The sequence below is a fragment of the Streptomyces hokutonensis genome, assembly GCF_042751305.1.
Lineage (GTDB): Bacteria > Actinomycetota > Actinomycetes > Streptomycetales > Streptomycetaceae > Streptomyces > Streptomyces hokutonensis_A.
Map to the genome: position 1 here is coordinate 84,079 of NZ_JBHYWD010000033.1, position 14,880 is coordinate 98,958.

The 14,880-nt window shown below is 72.4% G+C and carries 16 protein-coding genes; 10 read left to right on the forward strand and 6 right to left on the reverse strand.

The window, feature by feature from the left end:
• Window positions 1-72 precede the first annotated feature (72 nt).
• Entirely contained in the window at window positions 73-495 is a 423-nt protein-coding gene (locus ACFXC1_RS47005; protein ID WP_381255362.1) for a YjbQ family protein, read from the forward strand.
• Window positions 496-574: 79 nt separating this feature from the next.
• Here the strand turns inward: ACFXC1_RS47005 and ACFXC1_RS47010 are convergent, their stop codons facing one another.
• From ACFXC1_RS47010 to ACFXC1_RS47020, 3 genes are read right to left on the reverse strand one after another with little or no spacing between them, the layout of a single operon-like run.
• A complete protein-coding gene (locus ACFXC1_RS47010; protein ID WP_381255365.1) occupies window positions 575-865 on the reverse strand; it encodes a ferredoxin in 291 nt (96 codons plus the stop codon).
• Complete coding sequence (locus tag ACFXC1_RS47015) at window positions 862-2,181, reverse strand: NADH-ubiquinone oxidoreductase-F iron-sulfur binding region domain-containing protein (RefSeq protein WP_381255368.1); 1,320 nt, start codon at window positions 2,179-2,181, stop codon at window positions 862-864. The genes ACFXC1_RS47010 and ACFXC1_RS47015 overlap by 4 nt, the downstream gene beginning before the upstream one ends.
• On the reverse strand, window positions 2,178-2,531 hold the full coding sequence (locus ACFXC1_RS47020; protein ID WP_381255371.1) for a hypothetical protein: 354 nt from the start codon (window positions 2,529-2,531) through the stop codon (window positions 2,178-2,180). Before ACFXC1_RS47020 ends, ACFXC1_RS47015 begins: the two co-directional genes overlap by 4 nt.
• Between ACFXC1_RS47020 and ACFXC1_RS47025 the strand changes: the two genes are divergently transcribed.
• Window positions 2,506-4,215 carry a heavy metal translocating P-type ATPase gene (locus ACFXC1_RS47025; protein WP_381255374.1) on the forward strand — a complete coding sequence of 570 codons (1,710 nt, stop codon included), beginning with the start codon at window positions 2,506-2,508 and terminating at the stop codon, window positions 4,213-4,215. The two genes, ACFXC1_RS47020 and ACFXC1_RS47025, sit on opposite strands and share 26 nt — an antisense overlap.
• Before the next feature lie 60 nt (window positions 4,216-4,275).
• Here the strand turns inward: ACFXC1_RS47025 and ACFXC1_RS47030 are convergent, their stop codons facing one another.
• A complete protein-coding gene (locus ACFXC1_RS47030) occupies window positions 4,276-4,680 on the reverse strand; it encodes a DUF302 domain-containing protein (protein ID WP_381255376.1) in 405 nt (134 codons plus the stop codon).
• A gap of 175 nt (window positions 4,681-4,855) precedes the next feature.
• Here ACFXC1_RS47030 and ACFXC1_RS47035 point away from each other — a divergent pair, with 175 nt between their 5' ends.
• From ACFXC1_RS47035 to ACFXC1_RS47045, 3 genes are all read left to right on the forward strand, one after another.
• Window positions 4,856-6,223 carry an MBL fold metallo-hydrolase gene (locus tag ACFXC1_RS47035; RefSeq protein ID WP_381255378.1) on the forward strand — a complete coding sequence of 456 codons (1,368 nt, stop codon included), beginning with the start codon at window positions 4,856-4,858 and terminating at the stop codon, window positions 6,221-6,223.
• Between the two features lie 68 nt (window positions 6,224-6,291).
• Entirely contained in the window at window positions 6,292-6,681 is a 390-nt protein-coding gene (locus tag ACFXC1_RS47040) for a rhodanese-like domain-containing protein (RefSeq protein WP_381255381.1), read from the forward strand.
• Window positions 6,678-7,427 (forward strand): sulfite exporter TauE/SafE family protein, encoded by a 750-nt coding sequence (locus tag ACFXC1_RS47045; RefSeq protein ID WP_381255384.1) that lies wholly within the window; start codon window positions 6,678-6,680, stop codon window positions 7,425-7,427. Before ACFXC1_RS47040 ends, ACFXC1_RS47045 begins: the two co-directional genes overlap by 4 nt.
• A 30-nt stretch (window positions 7,428-7,457) precedes the next feature.
• On the opposite strand, the gene ACFXC1_RS47050 is transcribed toward ACFXC1_RS47045, so the two are convergent.
• Complete coding sequence (locus ACFXC1_RS47050; RefSeq protein WP_075032675.1) at window positions 7,458-7,745, reverse strand: metal-sensitive transcriptional regulator; 288 nt, start codon at window positions 7,743-7,745, stop codon at window positions 7,458-7,460.
• Between the two features lie 81 nt (window positions 7,746-7,826).
• Between ACFXC1_RS47050 and ACFXC1_RS47055 the strand changes: the two genes are divergently transcribed.
• From ACFXC1_RS47055 to ACFXC1_RS47070, 4 genes are all read left to right on the forward strand, one after another.
• Complete coding sequence (locus ACFXC1_RS47055; protein ID WP_381255387.1) at window positions 7,827-8,414, forward strand: rhodanese-like domain-containing protein; 588 nt, start codon at window positions 7,827-7,829, stop codon at window positions 8,412-8,414.
• A gap of 421 nt (window positions 8,415-8,835) precedes the next feature.
• Window positions 8,836-10,275 (forward strand): hypothetical protein, encoded by a 1,440-nt coding sequence (locus tag ACFXC1_RS47060; RefSeq protein ID WP_381255389.1) that lies wholly within the window; start codon window positions 8,836-8,838, stop codon window positions 10,273-10,275.
• On the forward strand, window positions 10,272-11,414 hold the full coding sequence (locus tag ACFXC1_RS47065; RefSeq protein WP_381255390.1) for an ARPP-2 domain-containing protein: 1,143 nt from the start codon (window positions 10,272-10,274) through the stop codon (window positions 11,412-11,414). The genes ACFXC1_RS47060 and ACFXC1_RS47065 overlap by 4 nt, the downstream gene beginning before the upstream one ends.
• Window positions 11,415-11,472: 58 nt before the next feature.
• Window positions 11,473-12,219, forward strand: a complete 747-nt coding sequence (locus tag ACFXC1_RS47070; RefSeq protein WP_381255392.1) for a phosphotransferase family protein — start codon at window positions 11,473-11,475, stop codon at window positions 12,217-12,219.
• 79 nt (window positions 12,220-12,298) lie between these two features.
• On the opposite strand, the gene ACFXC1_RS47075 is transcribed toward ACFXC1_RS47070, so the two are convergent.
• Window positions 12,299-13,060: a class I SAM-dependent methyltransferase gene (locus tag ACFXC1_RS47075; protein ID WP_381255408.1), complete on the reverse strand. Its 762-nt coding sequence runs from the start codon at window positions 13,058-13,060 to the stop codon at window positions 12,299-12,301.
• A 353-nt stretch (window positions 13,061-13,413) separates the two neighbouring features.
• On the opposite strand from ACFXC1_RS47075, the gene ACFXC1_RS47080 reads away from it, so the two are divergent.
• Window positions 13,414-14,766, forward strand: coding sequence for a beta-1,3-glucanase family protein (locus tag ACFXC1_RS47080; RefSeq protein ID WP_381255395.1), 1,353 nt, complete (start codon window positions 13,414-13,416; stop codon window positions 14,764-14,766).
• The last annotated feature ends 114 nt before the right edge of the window (window positions 14,767-14,880 follow it).

Consider the following 14,880-nt stretch of genomic DNA (forward strand, 5'->3'; position numbering starts at 1 on the left):
ACTGGACCCCTCGTATCACGGGTCGGTCGGACGACCGGGTGGGCGGCCCGACGGATGGGCCAGGATGGAAACATGTCAGCTGCCTTCACCACCCGAGTTCTGCACGTCGCCACCGGCTCCCGGGAGCGGGTCATGGATCTGACCCGCGACTGCGAGGCCTTCCTGCGGGAGGTGGCGGCCGGCCGTGACGGTCTCCTCAACGTCTTCGTCCCGCACGCCACCGCGGGCGTCGCGGTCCTCGAAACGGGCGCCGGCAGCGACGACGACCTCCTCGCCGCGCTGCACACCCTCCTCCCCGCCGACGACCGCTGGCAGCACCGCCACGGCAGCCCCGGCCACGGCCGCGACCACGTCCTCCCCGCCTTCGTACCACCGCACGCGACGCTGCCGGTGCTGGGCGGGCGGCTGGAGTTGGGGACGTGGCAGTCGGTCTGTCTCGTCGACACGAACCGCGACAATCCGGACAGGGTGGTTCGACTGTCGTTCCTCGGATGAGGCACCGGGCTTCGCGACTTCAGATGTGATGCGCGGCTGGTTCCCTCCAGGTGTGGATGACAGGCCGCCATCCCGACTGTCAGTGGGACACCGTTGGGCGCTGTGCGGCTGTGCCGCGGCTCGGGGGCCGCTCGGGCGGAGGCGCGGGTGCGCGGTTGAGGCGGAGCGCCATCACCGGGCAGGCGGCGACCGCGCGTCGGGCGTGGGGGAGCAGTTCGGCGGGGACCGCGGAGCTGCGGAGCACGGGGTAGCCCCATTCGTCCAGGCCGACCAGTTCGGGGAGCAGTTCGGCGCAGAGGCCGTGTCCGTCGCGGGCGGCGAAATCGACGGCCAGTACGTGGGCCCGGGCTTCGGCCTGGGGGCGGGTCATCGCCATTCCTCCTCCTCGGGGGGCCGTGGAACCGGCACGGGCAGGACGAGGGGGGCGTACGCGGCGCGGCACGGTCCTGTGTGCACGTGCCGGCGGACGTCGTCGGCGAAGACCCGCAGCGCGGAGGCCGCCAGCCGTGCCGCGCCGTCGGGATGGCGGCACGCGCCGCGCCCCGGAAGCAGCCCGAGGCGATGGTGCAGCCCGTCGATCCGCCGGGCGTCCGCAGTGCCCCGGGCGAGCGCGGCGAAGTCCTCGGCGACCGCCGGCAATCCGAACCGGCACGGCCCGCACTGCCGGGCGCTCTGCGCGGCAAGGTACTCCAGCACGGCCGCCGTCCCGGCGAGCCCGCAGCTGTCTTCGGGCAGCGCCACCAGGACGCCCGCGCCCCGTTCCGGGGCCGTGGTGCTCAGCGGCACCGGCATCCAGGTGCCGAAGAAGCCGCCCGCGAGCACGGCGCCGAGCGGGCCCTGAGGGCCACCGGCGCGGGCCAGGGCCGTGGGCACCGGACTGCCCGCCGGAATCTCGTAGACCCCGGGGTGGGCCACGGCGCCCGAGACCGTGACGAGCGTGGTGCCCGGCGCCCGGGAACTGCCGCTCTCGCGGAACCAGGCGGGGCCGTAGCGGGCGATCAGCGCGAGGTGGACCAGGGTCTCCACGTTGCCGATCAGGGTGGGCCGTTTGCCGACGCCCTTCTCGAAGGGGCGCGGCGGAGTGGCCAGGGGGCGGGCGTCGCCGCCGTTGAGCCATCTCACCAGGGACGTCTCCTCGCTGGACACGAAGTGGTGGGGCAGTGTGTGGACCTTCACCGGTACCGGGTCGAGCCGGGCGCGGCGCCGCTGGGCGACCGCCGCGGTGAGTTGGTCGGCCTGCGTCGCCCGGGTGCGCGGCACGCACAGATGCACCACGTTCGCGCCGACCGCGACGGCCGCCAGCATCGCGCCGTCCAGGACGAGGTGGGGGGCGAGCGAGAGCAGCACCTCGTCCTTGTGGCTGGCAGGTTCGCTCTCCATGCCGTTGGCGACGACGACGGCGGGTCCCTTCGCCCCGGCCACGGAACGGAGTTTGCGGCCGGTGGGGAAACCCCCGCCGCCCCGGCCGGTGAGCCCGACCTCCTCAACGGCGCGCACCAGCGGCATCGCCGTCCCACGGCTGCGTGCCGACGACAGCGGGACCGGGCCGTAACGGCCGAGGTGTTCCGTCAGGTCGGCGGTCCGGCCGGTGTCGTACCAGCCGTGGAGCAGGCGTTCGCCGTAGGGGCCGCTGGGGGCCGTCGCCGAGTGTTCTCCGGCGAGTACGGTCCCGGTGTCGGAGTTCATTCGGCGTCGTCTCCCTCGTGTTCGGCTTGCTGGTCGGACTGGTGCGGTGGGGTCGGCGACTGATGGGGGACCGCCGGGGCGGTGGACGAGGCAGGGGGCTGGGCGGTGCCGCCGGCGCGGTGCGCCCAGCCGGGCCGCAGGGGGCCGCCGGCCAGGAACGCGACCAGCGCCACGGGCACCAGCACCAGAGCCGCCGTCGCCCACCGACGGATCCGGACCGCTGTCGCTCCGGCCCGGACCAGCCGCCACCACACGGCGGCCACGACCGTCAGCAGACAGCCCGCGTACAGCACCAGTTGCGGGCCCAGACGGGTGTCCGTGCCCGTGCCGGCCGCGTGGAAGAGCGCCACCGGCCAGGACGCGTACGCGGAGATCGTACGGCTGGCTCAGCACGCGGGCGCCGAACGGGCGCCGACCGTGCGGTTGGCGGAGCGGTACGCGGCCTGGTTCCTACCGCTGTCGCTGGGGCTGGCCGGTGTCGCCTGGCTGCTGAGCGGGTCCGCCGTCCGCGCGGTCGCCGTCCTCGTCGTGGCGACGCCCTGCCCGCTCCTGCTCGCCGCGCCGGTCGCCATCGTCTCGGGACTGTCGCGGGCGGCCCGCCGGGGTGTCATCGTCCGGGACGGCGGAGCGCCGGAGCGCCTGGGCCGGGCCCGCACCCTGGTGATCGACAAGACCGGCACCCTGACGGTCGGCCGACCGCACGTCCTGGCGGTTGCCCCCGCCCCCGGGCGGTCCCCGTCCGAGGTGCTGCGCCTGGCCGCCTCGCTCGACCAGGTCTCCGCGCATGTGCTGGCCGACGCGATCGTCCGGGAGGCGCGGGCCCGGGGCCTCGCGCTGTCGATGCCCGTCGACGCCACGGAAGAAGCGGGGCGCGGCCCCTCCGGCGCGGTGGACGGCCTCCGCGTCCGTGTCGGCAGGACCGGCCTCCCGCAGACGGCCCTCCCCGACTGGGCCCATGCCGTGGACAACCGGGCCCTTCTCGACGGGGCCGCCATCGCCTGGCTCACCGTCGACGACGCCCTCGCCGGCGCCGTCCTGCTCCAGGACCCGCTGCGCCACGACGCCCCGCGCACGGTGCGCCGACTGCGGTCGGCGGGACTGACCCGTCTCCTCATGCTGACCGGGGACCGCGCCGAACCCGCCCGTGAAGTGGGGGCCGTCCTGGGCCTCGACGACGTCCGGGCCGGTCAGCTCCCCGCCGACAAGGTCGCGGCGGTACAGGAGGAACGCGCGCGGGCCGTCACCGTCATGGTGGGCGACGGCGTCAACGACGCGCCCGCGCTGGCCGCCGCAGACATCGGTGTGGCCATGGGCGCCCGCGGCTCCACCGCGACCTCCGAAGCCGCCGACATCATCCTCACGACCGACCGGGTCGACCGCCTCGCCGACGCCATGGAGATCGCCGTACGGGCCCGCCGGATCGCGGTCCAGAGCGCCGCGGGCGGCATGGTGATGTCCCTGCTCGCCATGATCGCGGCCCTCCTCGGATGGCTGTCGCCCGCCGTCGGCGCCCTGCTTCAAGAAGCCATCGACGTCGCCGTCATCCTCAACGCCCTGCGCGCACTGCTGCCGGCCCGTGGCGCCGGTACCGCTCTCGAACCGGACGCCGAGGACCTCATCCACCGCTTCGCGGCCGAGCACGACGACCTCCGGGACGCCCTGGACGCCATCCGTGAGGCCGCCGGCCTGCTCTCCGCGCAGGACGGTCCGGGATCACTGGCCGCCGTGCGCCACGTCGACCAGCTGCTCACCACCCGGGTGCTGCCGCACGAATACGCGGAGGAACACCAGTTGTACCCCGCGCTGAACCGACAACTCGGCGGCCCGGAAACCACCGAGACCATGAGCCGGGCCCACACCGAGATCGCCCGTCTGTCCCGCCGCATCACCACCCACCTCCGCGTGGCCGACGAGGCGGGCGCCCTGAAACCGGAACAACTCGACGACCTGCGCGCCTGCCTGTACGGGCTCCACTCCGTCCTCCGCCTGTACTTCAGCCAGGAGGAGGAGAGCTACTTCTCCCTCGCTCCCTGAGCCGGTCCGCCGGTGCCTCCGGCCCGGGTGGCTCGGTTCGCGATCTGTTCCGGCGCGATGTCAGCCGTCCGCGTCGGTTGCCGTGAGGGAGGCGAGGGCGGCGTCGAGGCGGCGGGTGGCCTCCTCGGCGACGGGGCGCAGGGCGTCGAGTCCGGTGAGGGCGACCATCGTGTTCGGGTCGAGCGCCTGTACGGCGGTGCGGTCGCCGTCGGTGCGGACGACGACGTTGCAGGGCAGCAGCAGACCGATGCCGCGGTCGGTGTCCAGGGCGCGGTGGGCCAGGGGCGGGTTGCAGGCGCCGAGGATCACGTAGTCCTCCATGTCGTGGTCGAGCTTCGCCTTGAGCGTGGCGGTGACGTCGATCTCGGTGAGGATGCCGAAGCCCTGTGCGGCGAGGGCTTCGCGGACGCGGCCGACGGTGGCGGCGAAGTCGGTGTCGAGGTGCACGGTGCGGTCGTAGCGCATGGCGGTGGCCCTTCTGATCGGCTCGCGCGGCGCGGAACGGGTGTCCCGTCGCGCGAGCGGTGCTTGTGAGGTGTTTCCAGGGCTGCCCTCGGCTCCAAGAATACCCCCGGGGGTACTCGTGCTACCGTCGAAGACATACCCCCCGGGGTAATTCTTCGCTGGAAGGGAGTACCTCGTGTTCTTCGTCGACACGATCGAGCTGTCAGGGCTCGGCAACCGCAGTTACCTCGCGGGCGGTGAGCGGACGGCGGTGGCCGTCGACCCGCCGCGCGACGTCGACCAGGTGATCGCGGCAGCGGCGCGCCGGGGGGTGCGGATCTCACTGGTCGTCGAGACGCACGTCCACAACGACTACGTCACCGGCGGCCTGGAGCTCGCCCGGCTCACCGGCGCCGCCTACCTCGTTCCGGCCGGGGCCCGCGTCTCCTTCGCACGCGTGCCGGTGCGTGACGGCGACCGCACGGAGATCGACGCCGGGGCCGGACTGACCCTGCGCGCGCTCGCGACGCCCGGCCACACTCCGCACCACACCTCCTATGTGCTGGAGGAGAACGGCACGGCGGTCGCGGTGTTCACCGGGGGTTCACTGCTGATCGGCACCGTCGGCCGCCCGGATCTCGTGGAGCCACGTCTCACGGAACACCTGGCCCGGGCCCAGCACGCCTCGGCGCACCGGCTGGCCGCCGAACTGCCCGACGAGACGGCCGTGTTGCCCACGCACGGCTTCGGCAGCTTCTGCTCCTCCTCCCAGACGCAGGGCAGCGACACGACCATCGGCAAGGAGAAGGCCTCCAACGACGCCCTCACCCGGAACGTGGACGACTTCGTCGCCGGCCTGCTGGCCGGTCTGGACGACATCCCCGCCTACTACACGCACATGGGCCCGGCCAACGCCGCAGGACCCGCGCCCGTCGACCTCACCCCGCCCGCCGTCGCCGACGCCGAGGAGATAGCCGCCCGGCTGGCGGCGGGGGAGTGGGTGGTGGACCTGCGCAACCGTGTCGCCTTCGCCGAAGGGCATGTGTCCGGCTCGTTCAACTTCGAGGCCGAGGGGCAACTCGCCACGTATCTGGCCTGGTTGATCCCGTGGGGCAGGCCCGTGACGCTGCTGGCCGAGTCGCCCGCGCAACTGGCCGCCGCCCAGCGTGAGTTGGTCCGCGTGGGCATCGACCGCCCCGCCGCGGCGGCGACCGGTGACCCCGGCGGCTGGGTCCGGGAGGGAGAGACCCCGGCTTCCTTCCCGCGGGCCACGTTTGCCGAACTCGCCCGCCGGTATCCGGCGCAGGGCGTCCGCGTCCTCGACGTCCGGCGTGCTTCCGAGCGGGCGGCCGGGTACATCGAGGGCTCGGTCCACATCCCGGTCCACGCCCTGCGCCGCCGCCTCGGCGAAGTCCCCGCCGGTCAGGTGTGGGTGCACTGCGCCGGCGGCATGCGCGCCGCTGTCGCCGCCTCCCTGCTGGACGCCGCCGGCCGCGAGGTCGTCGCCGTGGACGACTCCTTCGACGCGGCCGGGAAGGCCGGGCTCACCGTACGGACCGCCTGACGGCTCCGCACGTCGCGGGCCCCGCCGATCTTCCGTACCGACAAGGGAAACAGGAGCGAGAAACCGAGATGAGCATTCTCCGACGAGGCCGGGGAGGCCCGGGCCGGGTGACCGTCCAGGAGGCGGCCGCACGCACCGGACACGGCGCCCCCGCCGAAGTCCCCACCGACGCCGTGCTGTTGGACGTGCGCGAGCCCTACGAGTGGCAGGCGGGGCACGCGCCCCGAGCCGTACACGTGTCCCTCTCGGCGCTGGCCGCCGGGGCCGGACTGCCCGCCCGGGCGCAGGCGCGGCCCCTGGTCGTGATCTGCCGCTCGGGCAACCGGTCGCGGCAGGCGGCCGAACTGCTCGCCGCGCGCGGTGCGGAGGCCGTGGACGTGATCGGCGGCATGCGGGACTGGGCGGGAGCCGGTCTGCCGGTGGTGGACGCGAGCGGCGGGAACGGCACCGTCGCGTGAGCACTCTCATACTCGCCCTGGCCGCCGGCGCGGTCATCGGTCTGGCGCTCGGCGCGCTCGGCGGCGGGGGGAGTGTGCTCGCCGTCCCCGCCCTGATCTACCTGCTCGGTTTCACCCCGGTCGCGGCCACCACCGCGAGCCTGGTCATCGTCGCCGTCACCTCGGCCACCGCCATGTCCGCGCACGCCCGCGACGGGCACGTCCGCTGGCGGACCGGGCTGCTGTTCGCGGCGGCCGGGATCGGCCCGGCGATGCTGGGCGGCGCGCTCGCCGGACGTATCCCGGCCGTAGTGCTGACAGCGGCCTTCGGCGTGGTCGCGGGAGCGGCCGCCCTGCGCATGCTGCGGAGCCGTCCGCGCGCGGTGGACACGGTGGTGCCGGTGCGGCCGGGCCGGGCCGCGGTCGCCGGGGCGGGGCTCGGCGCGGTCACCGGAGTCCTCGGCGTCGGCGGCGGCTTCCTCGCCGTACCGGCGCTGGTGGGGGTGCTCGGTATGCGGATGCGCTACGCGGTGGGCACCAGCCTGCTGGTCATCACCGTCAACTCCCTGGCCGCGCTGGCGATGCGCACCGGCACGGCCGACGGGCTGGACTGGGCGGTCGTCGGCCCCTTCGCGGGGGCCGCGATCCTCGGAGCCTGGGACGGGAAACGGCTTGCCGCGAAGGTCTCCGGGCACACGTTGCAGCGGGTCTTCGCCCTGGTGCTGATGGCTGTGGCCGCCTTCATGCTGATCGACGCGACGGCATGACGCGCCGCGGCGGGCAGGCCCGGGCGGGCCCTATGCCAGGGACAGGAACAGTTTCTCCAGGCGGGCGCGCATCTGCTGGGCGTCCTCGCCGTTCTTGCGGCCGGACTCGATGTCCGTCATGCACTGCTGCATGCCGGTCGCGATGATCGCGAAACCGGCGCGGTCGAGAGCGCGCGAAGCGGCGGCGAGCTGCGTGACGACGTCCTCGCAGTCGCGCCCCTCCTCGATCATCCGGATCACGCCGGAGATCTGACCCTGCGCACGGCGCAGGCGGTTCAGCACGGCCTTCAGGTCCGCACCCTCAAGCTCCAGCTCCACGATCACTCCTCAGGCAATACCCCTAGGGGTACTGTACGTCCCGGTTCGGGACGCCGTCGACAATGAAGGATCACACCCGCCATGTCCCACTCTCCCCTCCCCGCCACCCTCGCCACCGACGAGGCCCGCACCCGGCTCCACGAGCTCACCGTCATCGACGTGCGCACACCCGCCGAGTACGCCTCCGGCCATCTGCCCGGTGCCCTCAACATCCCCCTGGACCACGTCCGCCGTGCCCTGCCGGAGATACGCCGTGCCGCGGAACGTGGTGACGTCCTCGTAGTGTGCGCTTCCGGCGCTCGCTCCGGGAACGCCTGCAAGCTGCTGTCCGAGCAGGGCATCGTGACCGCCACCCTCGCCGGCGGCACCGGCGCCTGGGCCGCCGACGGCCACGACCTGCACCGTCCGGCCGCCTGCGACACCCGCGTCGGCTGGAGCATGGAGCGACAGGTGCGCTTCACCGCCGGGACGGTGGTGCTCCTGGCTCTCGTCCTCGGCCTGCTCGTGCACCCCGCCTTCCAGCTCCTGGCCGTCGGCATCGCGGGAGGCCTGGTCTACTCGGCGGTCACCGACACGTGCGGCATGGCCGCCGTCCTGGGCAGGCTGCCCTACAACCGCCCTCGGTCGACCGACCTCGAAGCCGCGCTCACCGTCCTGCGCAGCCGCTGAACCCGTGTTCCCGGATGCGCGGGCGCCCTGGAACGCGCCGGGGTGTCAACTTCGTTCCCTCGCCGCCCGCTTGCGGCAGTGCGCCCGGCTCGACGTACAGGGCGGTCGGGCCGCGGGAGGTCGTCGGGAGGGGCCCAACGGAGTTCGGCGGACACGCATCGGGACAACCCCGAAAGGACCGTTCGGCTGTTGCTCCTCGGATGTGGCGCTCGTACGGCGACCCGCCCACCTGCAGGTGGGCGCGTGGACGCCTGTCCAAAGTCGGTGGAGGCCTCGTCGCCTGCTCTGTTACGGTCCTGGAGCCGGCCGCGGGACTCCGGCGCGACTTCCGGAACCTGCCTATGAAGCAATGATTCGCAGCTCGTGCCCCCATTCCCCGGCCGGCGTCCACATCCACGGGGGAGGACGGGGGAAGAGCCGGATGGATTCGTACGGGGACCTCCTCGCGGCCGACGACGTCCTGCTCTTCGTCAACGCGGCGATCACCTCCACCGGCCAGCGCGAGTTCCACAGCGACGCGGGCGAACAGCGACTGTCCCTGGACTTCCTCCACGCGTACATGCTGGGGAACTACCGTGACCTGTACGCCGGGGTTCTCGCCCTTGACATCAACGACCACAACGCGGTCCTCGTCGTCCGACGCCTGCTGGAGACGAGCGGGGAGGCCACCGCCGAACAGCGGCGCAGCGAGGGCCGGTTGATAGCGGGCCGGCTGGCCGCCCTGCCGCCGCAGCGCGTGTACGGACTGTTCGACGCGCTGGGCCGGGCCCGGGTGAACAACCGCCGCACCCGCGCGATCATGCGTGACTGGCTGTCCGCCCGACCGGACGCGGCGTTCGACGCCGTGAAGTACCGCGGCGGCCTCAAGCGAGCCCTCCGCCACGCCCATCTCGCGCTCGCCACCGAGGAGTTGGGGGCGTTCATGTTCGCGCCGCTGACCCGCAAGCACTACGAGGCACCGCTCCTGGAGACCTGGCGCCGTGCCCACTACGAGCAGACCGCACTGTACGAGCTGCCCTACACGGCCGCCGAGGGCTTCGCCGCCCAGCACGGCATTCCCCGCAAGGTGTTCCTGGAGCGCATCGGCCCGCGGCTGACCCGCCTGGAGGCCCTGCGGCTGCGGGACTCCGCGCACCGGATCGGCGTCACCGCGATACCGGCGGACCTGGCGAGGATGCCACTGACCCGGTTGGCGACATATGCGCTCTCCCTGCCGGTCGACGAACGGGTGCGCCGACGCGCCGAGTTGACCCATGCCCTGGAAGCGGCGGCCGGGCGGGTCGCCGGACCGCACCGGGGGAGCTGGGGCAAGGTCACCGCCGTACTGGACGACAGCTTCTCCACCTTTGGATCGGTCCAGAAGCGACGCCGTCCACTGGCCGTCGCCCTGGCCTGCCACCATCTCCTCGCGGCCCTCGCCGGCGACTACACCGCGCTGTGGACGTCCGGCCGGACCGACGCGCTGCTGGCCCGCCCGTACGGGCCGACGCCGTTGGGCCGCCGGATCCTGGACGCGCTGGACACCGCCCCGTCCCGGCTGGTGATCGTCTCCGACGGCTGGGACAACGCGCCACCCGGCCTGGCCGGTGAGGTGCTGCGCGTCTTCCGGACCCGGCTCGACCCCGAGCGCCGCACCAGCATCGTGCACCTCAACCCGGTCTACGACGCCGCCGACTTCGACGTACGCCGACTGTCCCCGACCGTGCCCACCGCGGGTGTCCGCGACGCCGAGGACCTGCCCGCACTGGTGGAACTCGCCCAGTTCGCCGAAGGCCGCACCGGACTGGCCGAACTCATCGCCTACCTGGACACCCGGGCGGCCCGCATGCTCGACGCCACCCACCAGGAGCGGGCGCGATGACCACACTCGACCTGACCGGCCTGACCACCCGCCCCTCCCAGGTCTGGGGCGGCGTCCGCCTCGTACCGCTCGTACGGGACGAGCCCGTCGTCGACCTCCGCCTGAACGCACGGCTCTACGACGACACGGTCGGCCTCGTCGAGGTCGCCCCGCGCCACGCCTACATCTCCTACGTCCCGCACGGCTTCGTCGCCACCTGGACCGGCGACGGCACACCGGCAGCCGCCTACGGCACTCAACTCTCCACCGACGCCGACGCGGTGCCCACCGCCACCATGGGCCTGCGCATCCACAGCAGAATGGCCCGCCGCCAGGCCAAGGACCGGCTGCGGTTCCTCCCCATGCACCTCGCGCTGGAGGGCTACCTGGCACTCCACTTCGGCGGCCCGTCGATCGCCTGGGAGGAATGGTCCCAGCGCGCGATCCGCCAAGGGCTCTCCCCGCGCGTCGAGGAGGCCTACGCGGGCGCCGAAGTGCGCGGCCTCGCCGACGCGTTGCGCGTCTTCGAGATCCACCCCGGCCAGTGCGGCGTCATGGTCTACGTCTCCGACGCGTTGGCGGCCGCGTTCGCGGTCCCGCACCCCGACGACTACCGGGCGCTGCACTCCTCGCTCCTCCAGGACCTGTACGGCGAACTGATCCACCACTACGCCCTGTTGATGCCGCCGGTCCAGGACTTCCGTGCCCGCGTCCCCGACGCGGGGATCCGCTCCCTGGCCCAACTGCGCACCGCTGTCGCCGAACAGGAGGACACCTGGGCGCAGTTCCACGACACCACGATGGCGACCGAACTGCTGGAGCAGGAGCACACCTGGCAATCCGTCTACCGGATGGGGCGTTTCACCCTCTCCCGCTTCCTGCCGCGGTTCCGCCCCAAGCAGGGCAACCACATCGGCGAGGCCATCACCGACGACCGGGGCCGGATCGCCTACCTCAAGACATTCCGCCTCTCGGAAAGCCAGGTCCGCCGCGGCCACCTCCTGAGCAGACTTGCCGCCAACGACTGGCACCTGACGGACACCGCAGCCGAACTCGGTCTAAGCGAAGACCAGTTGGGGCTACGGCTGGAGTCTGCCGGTTTCGGCCACCTGCTGCGCCAAGACGTCCTGGACGGATACCGGAAGCGGCGGCGAACCTGAGGCCGGCGAGGGGAAAACCCGGCGACGTCGGCGATCGCCCCCGGGATACTGGTCGCCCATGGATGAGGTCGAAGTCGTCGTCTCCCATTCCGAGCGCGCGACTCTGCGTGTCGGTGACGTGTTCCTGAAGGTGGACGGCGATCAGGCGCGCATCGACGTCGAGGTCGAGGCGATGTCCCTCGCGCCGGTCCCGACGCCGGAGGTGCTGTGGCGCAAGCCGCACGTGCTCGCGCTCACCGCGCTCCCGGGGACGACGCTCGGGCGTCTGGGCGGGCCCTCGACCGGGTCGCCGGCGGCGTGGGCCGCGGCGGGCGCCGCCATCCGGAAACTGCACGACGCGCCCCTGCCGACCAGGACCGGCGGGGCCGGGCGGAGCATCGAAGCACTGGCGGCGGAACTCGACACCGAATGCGAGGCGCTCGTGACGGACGGCCTCCTGCCCGCCGACCTGGTCACCCGCAACCGCCAGGTCGCCAAGGCCGCGCTGCGGCCGTGGACCGCGGCGTTCACCCACGGCGACCTGCAGATCGCGCACGTCTTCGTCGACGGCGACGAGGTCACCGGCATCATCGACTGGTCCGAGGCGGGCCGGGGCGATCCCCTTTACGACCTCGCCACCTTCACCCTCGGCCACGAGGAGCACCTCGACGACGTCCTCGCCGGCTACGGCGCCGACGTCGACCTCGACGTGATACGCGCGTGGTGGTCGGTGCGCAGCCTGCTGGTGATTCGCTGGCTGAGCGGGCACGGCTTCGACCCGTTCGCACCGGGCTGCGAGGTCGACGTACTGCGATCCCGGATGTGAGACCGCACGGGCCCCACCGCGTTCTTCCTCATGGGACTCATGGGGATTCGTGGGGATTCATGGGGAGGGTCGTGCGTGCCTACCGGTGCGCCGTGTAGACGGTCGCGGTCATCGGCGCCGTCACCGGGCCGATGCCGAGCCGGTCCGTCATCTTCTGCGTGACGGCGGCCCGGAGGGCCTGCGCGTCCTCGCGGGCCTCCACGGCCGCGCTCACCGGTGTGCCGGTGAGGAACCCGGTGGCGACTGAGGCCGCGGACTCCGCCATGCCTTCCAGAGTGACCTCCTCGGCGGTCGTCAGAGTCAGTCCGGCGGCCGTGAGATCCGCGGTGACCACGGCCGGGTCGGAATAGCCGTGGGGCACGTCCTTCAGGAACGGGGGTGCCCCGTCGGGCATGGACTCTTCCAGGGCGGTCTGGAAGGCGGCCCCGAATCCGTGCGAGGCCAGCGGACCCCAGCTGTTGAACAGGAACCGCCCCTGCGGGGCCAGGACCCGGCGCACCTCGGCGTACGCGGCGGGCCTGTCGGGGAAGAACATCACCCCGAACTGACACACGACGAGGTCGAAGCCGCCGTCCTCGAAGGGCAGCTCCTGGGCGTCCGCCTGCCGCCAGTCCGCACGCGGTTCCCGTGCCGATCCCGCGAGGACCATCGCTTCGTTGAGGTCGGTCGCCACCACCGAGGCCGTGGGCACCGCGGCGAGCAGGGCCGAGGTCAACGCCCCGGTCCCGGCGGCGAGCTCCAGGACCGTGCGGGGCCGCAGCTCCGCCGCCCTGGCGGCCAGGTCGACGGCGAAGGGCCGGAAGAAGACCGGCACCAGGTGGCGTTCGTAGGCCTCGGGCATGGACCGTGTCCACCGCCGGTTCGCGTCGTCTGTGCTCACCCGGCCGACACTAACCCCGCGGCAGCTCCCACGGCGGAGCGCCGGGGCCACCGCGACTTCGTGTCGGCGCTGCCGCCAGGACAGGGTGTCCCGGCCCTGCCACGTGACGTCACCCGCAGGTCCATACCAGACACGTCAAGTCATAGAAGAAACAAGCGAGTTGATGAGGGACGCGCGGTCGATTCCTGAACGGATCGTCGCGAGGGCACGCCCTTTTCCCCCGAACCGCTGCGAGTTCGGCTTCAGTTGTTGACGCCGTCCAGTGGCGCGACTACAACCCCGGGAGAGCGCTCCCAACCTTGAGGAGACCCCCCATGCAGACCTCCGCCGACACATCCGGCAGACCTTCGCCCGCCGCCGTACGGTCCCGTACCGCCCTCGGTCTGGTCATCGTCCTGATCGTCGCCTGCTTCGCCGCCCTGACCACCTCGCCCGCCCGCGCCGCCGACCAACTGCTGTCCCAGGGACGGCCCGCCACCGCGTCCTCGACCGAGAGCGCGTCGTTCCCCGCGAGCGCGGCCGTCGACGGGAACACCGGGACCCGCTGGTCCTCCGCCTTCGCCGATCCGCAGTGGCTGTCGGTGGACCTCGGCTCCGTCCAGCAGCTCACCCGCGTCTCGCTGAACTGGGAGACCGCCTACGCCACCGGCTACCAGATCCAGACCTCGACCGACGCCACCACCTGGACCACCGTCTACTCCACCACCACCTCGACCGGCGGCACCCAGAACATCACCGTCACCGGCAGCGGGCGCTACGTCCGCGTGTACGGCACCGCCCGCGCGACCCAATGGGGCTACTCCCTCTGGGAGTTCCAGGTCTACGGCCCCGGAAGCGCCACCCCGCCCGACGACTTCTGGGGCAGCACCAGCGACATACCGGCGGCCAACAACGCCGTAGAGGTGAAGATCCTCAACCGCACCAACGGCAAGTACCCCGACAGCCAGGTGTATTGGAGCTTCAACGGGCAGACGCACTCCATCGCCGAACAGCCCTACCTCGACATGCCCGCCAACTCCGCGGGCCGGATGTACTTCTACCTCGGCTCGCCCACCAGCTCGTACTACGACTTCATCGAGTTCACGGTCGGCAACAACGTCTTCAACGGCAACACCACCCGCGTCGACGCGTTCGGCCTCAAGCTCGCCATGCGCCTGCACAGCAAGGACGGTTACGACACCGAGGTGGGCGAGAACCGGGCGACCTTCGCCGAGGACCGCGCGACCACCTTCCAGCGGTTCACCGACGCGGTGCCGTCCCAGTTCAAGGTGCTGGCCCAGACACACGCGCCGTACCGGATCATCGCGCCCGGCAGCGACCCGAGCTTCCGCGCGGGCGGCGCCAACGCCAACTACTTCACGTCGTACGCCCAGTCGGTGGGCGTGAACGCGGCGACCTCCGACATCTTCGGCTGCGCAGGCTCCCTGGCGGCCGACCCCAACATGTGTGCCGCCCTCAACCGCCATGTGGCCACCCTGCCGGCGTCGCAGCAGTCCGATCCGGCGCAGTTCTACAAGGCCCCTCCGGCGAACTACTACGCCAAGTTCTGGCACGACAACGCCATCAACCAGCTTGCCTACGGCTTCCCTTACGACGACGTCGCGGGCCGGTCCTCCTTCATCTCGCACGCCAGTCCGCAGTGGCTGCTGGTCGCCGTCGGCTGGTAGGCACGGCCGCACAGTGAAGCGGGGCCGCCCGTTCTGTCCAGGGAGACGTTCTCGATCGTCGTCGGATCGGTCCCCAATCCCGTCATCGGGTAGCCCACTTCCAGCGAGGGGATA

What these genes read in the sequence shown, in the direction of transcription:
- ACFXC1_RS47060 (WP_381255389.1), top strand. Translation starts at nt 8,836, where the DNA reads ATGGATTCGTACGGGGACCTCCTCGCGGCCGACGACGTCCTGCTCTTC.
- ACFXC1_RS47015 (WP_381255368.1), bottom strand. Translation starts at nt 2,181, where the DNA reads ATGAACTCCGACACCGGGACCGTACTCGCCGGAGAACACTCGGCGACG.
- ACFXC1_RS47010 (WP_381255365.1), bottom strand. Translation starts at nt 865, where the DNA reads ATGACCCGCCCCCAGGCCGAAGCCCGGGCCCACGTACTGGCCGTCGAT.
- ACFXC1_RS47075 (WP_381255408.1), bottom strand. Translation starts at nt 13,060, where the DNA reads ATGCCCGAGGCCTACGAACGCCACCTGGTGCCGGTCTTCTTCCGGCCC.
- ACFXC1_RS47055 (WP_381255387.1), top strand. Translation starts at nt 7,827, where the DNA reads ATGTCCCACTCTCCCCTCCCCGCCACCCTCGCCACCGACGAGGCCCGC.
- ACFXC1_RS47005 (WP_381255362.1), top strand. Translation starts at nt 73, where the DNA reads ATGTCAGCTGCCTTCACCACCCGAGTTCTGCACGTCGCCACCGGCTCC.
- ACFXC1_RS47030 (WP_381255376.1), bottom strand. Translation starts at nt 4,680, where the DNA reads ATGCGCTACGACCGCACCGTGCACCTCGACACCGACTTCGCCGCCACC.
- ACFXC1_RS47040 (WP_381255381.1), top strand. Translation starts at nt 6,292, where the DNA reads ATGAGCATTCTCCGACGAGGCCGGGGAGGCCCGGGCCGGGTGACCGTC.
- ACFXC1_RS47080 (WP_381255395.1), top strand. Translation starts at nt 13,414, where the DNA reads ATGCAGACCTCCGCCGACACATCCGGCAGACCTTCGCCCGCCGCCGTA.
- ACFXC1_RS47070 (WP_381255392.1), top strand. Translation starts at nt 11,473, where the DNA reads ATGGATGAGGTCGAAGTCGTCGTCTCCCATTCCGAGCGCGCGACTCTG.
- ACFXC1_RS47065 (WP_381255390.1), top strand. Translation starts at nt 10,272, where the DNA reads ATGACCACACTCGACCTGACCGGCCTGACCACCCGCCCCTCCCAGGTC.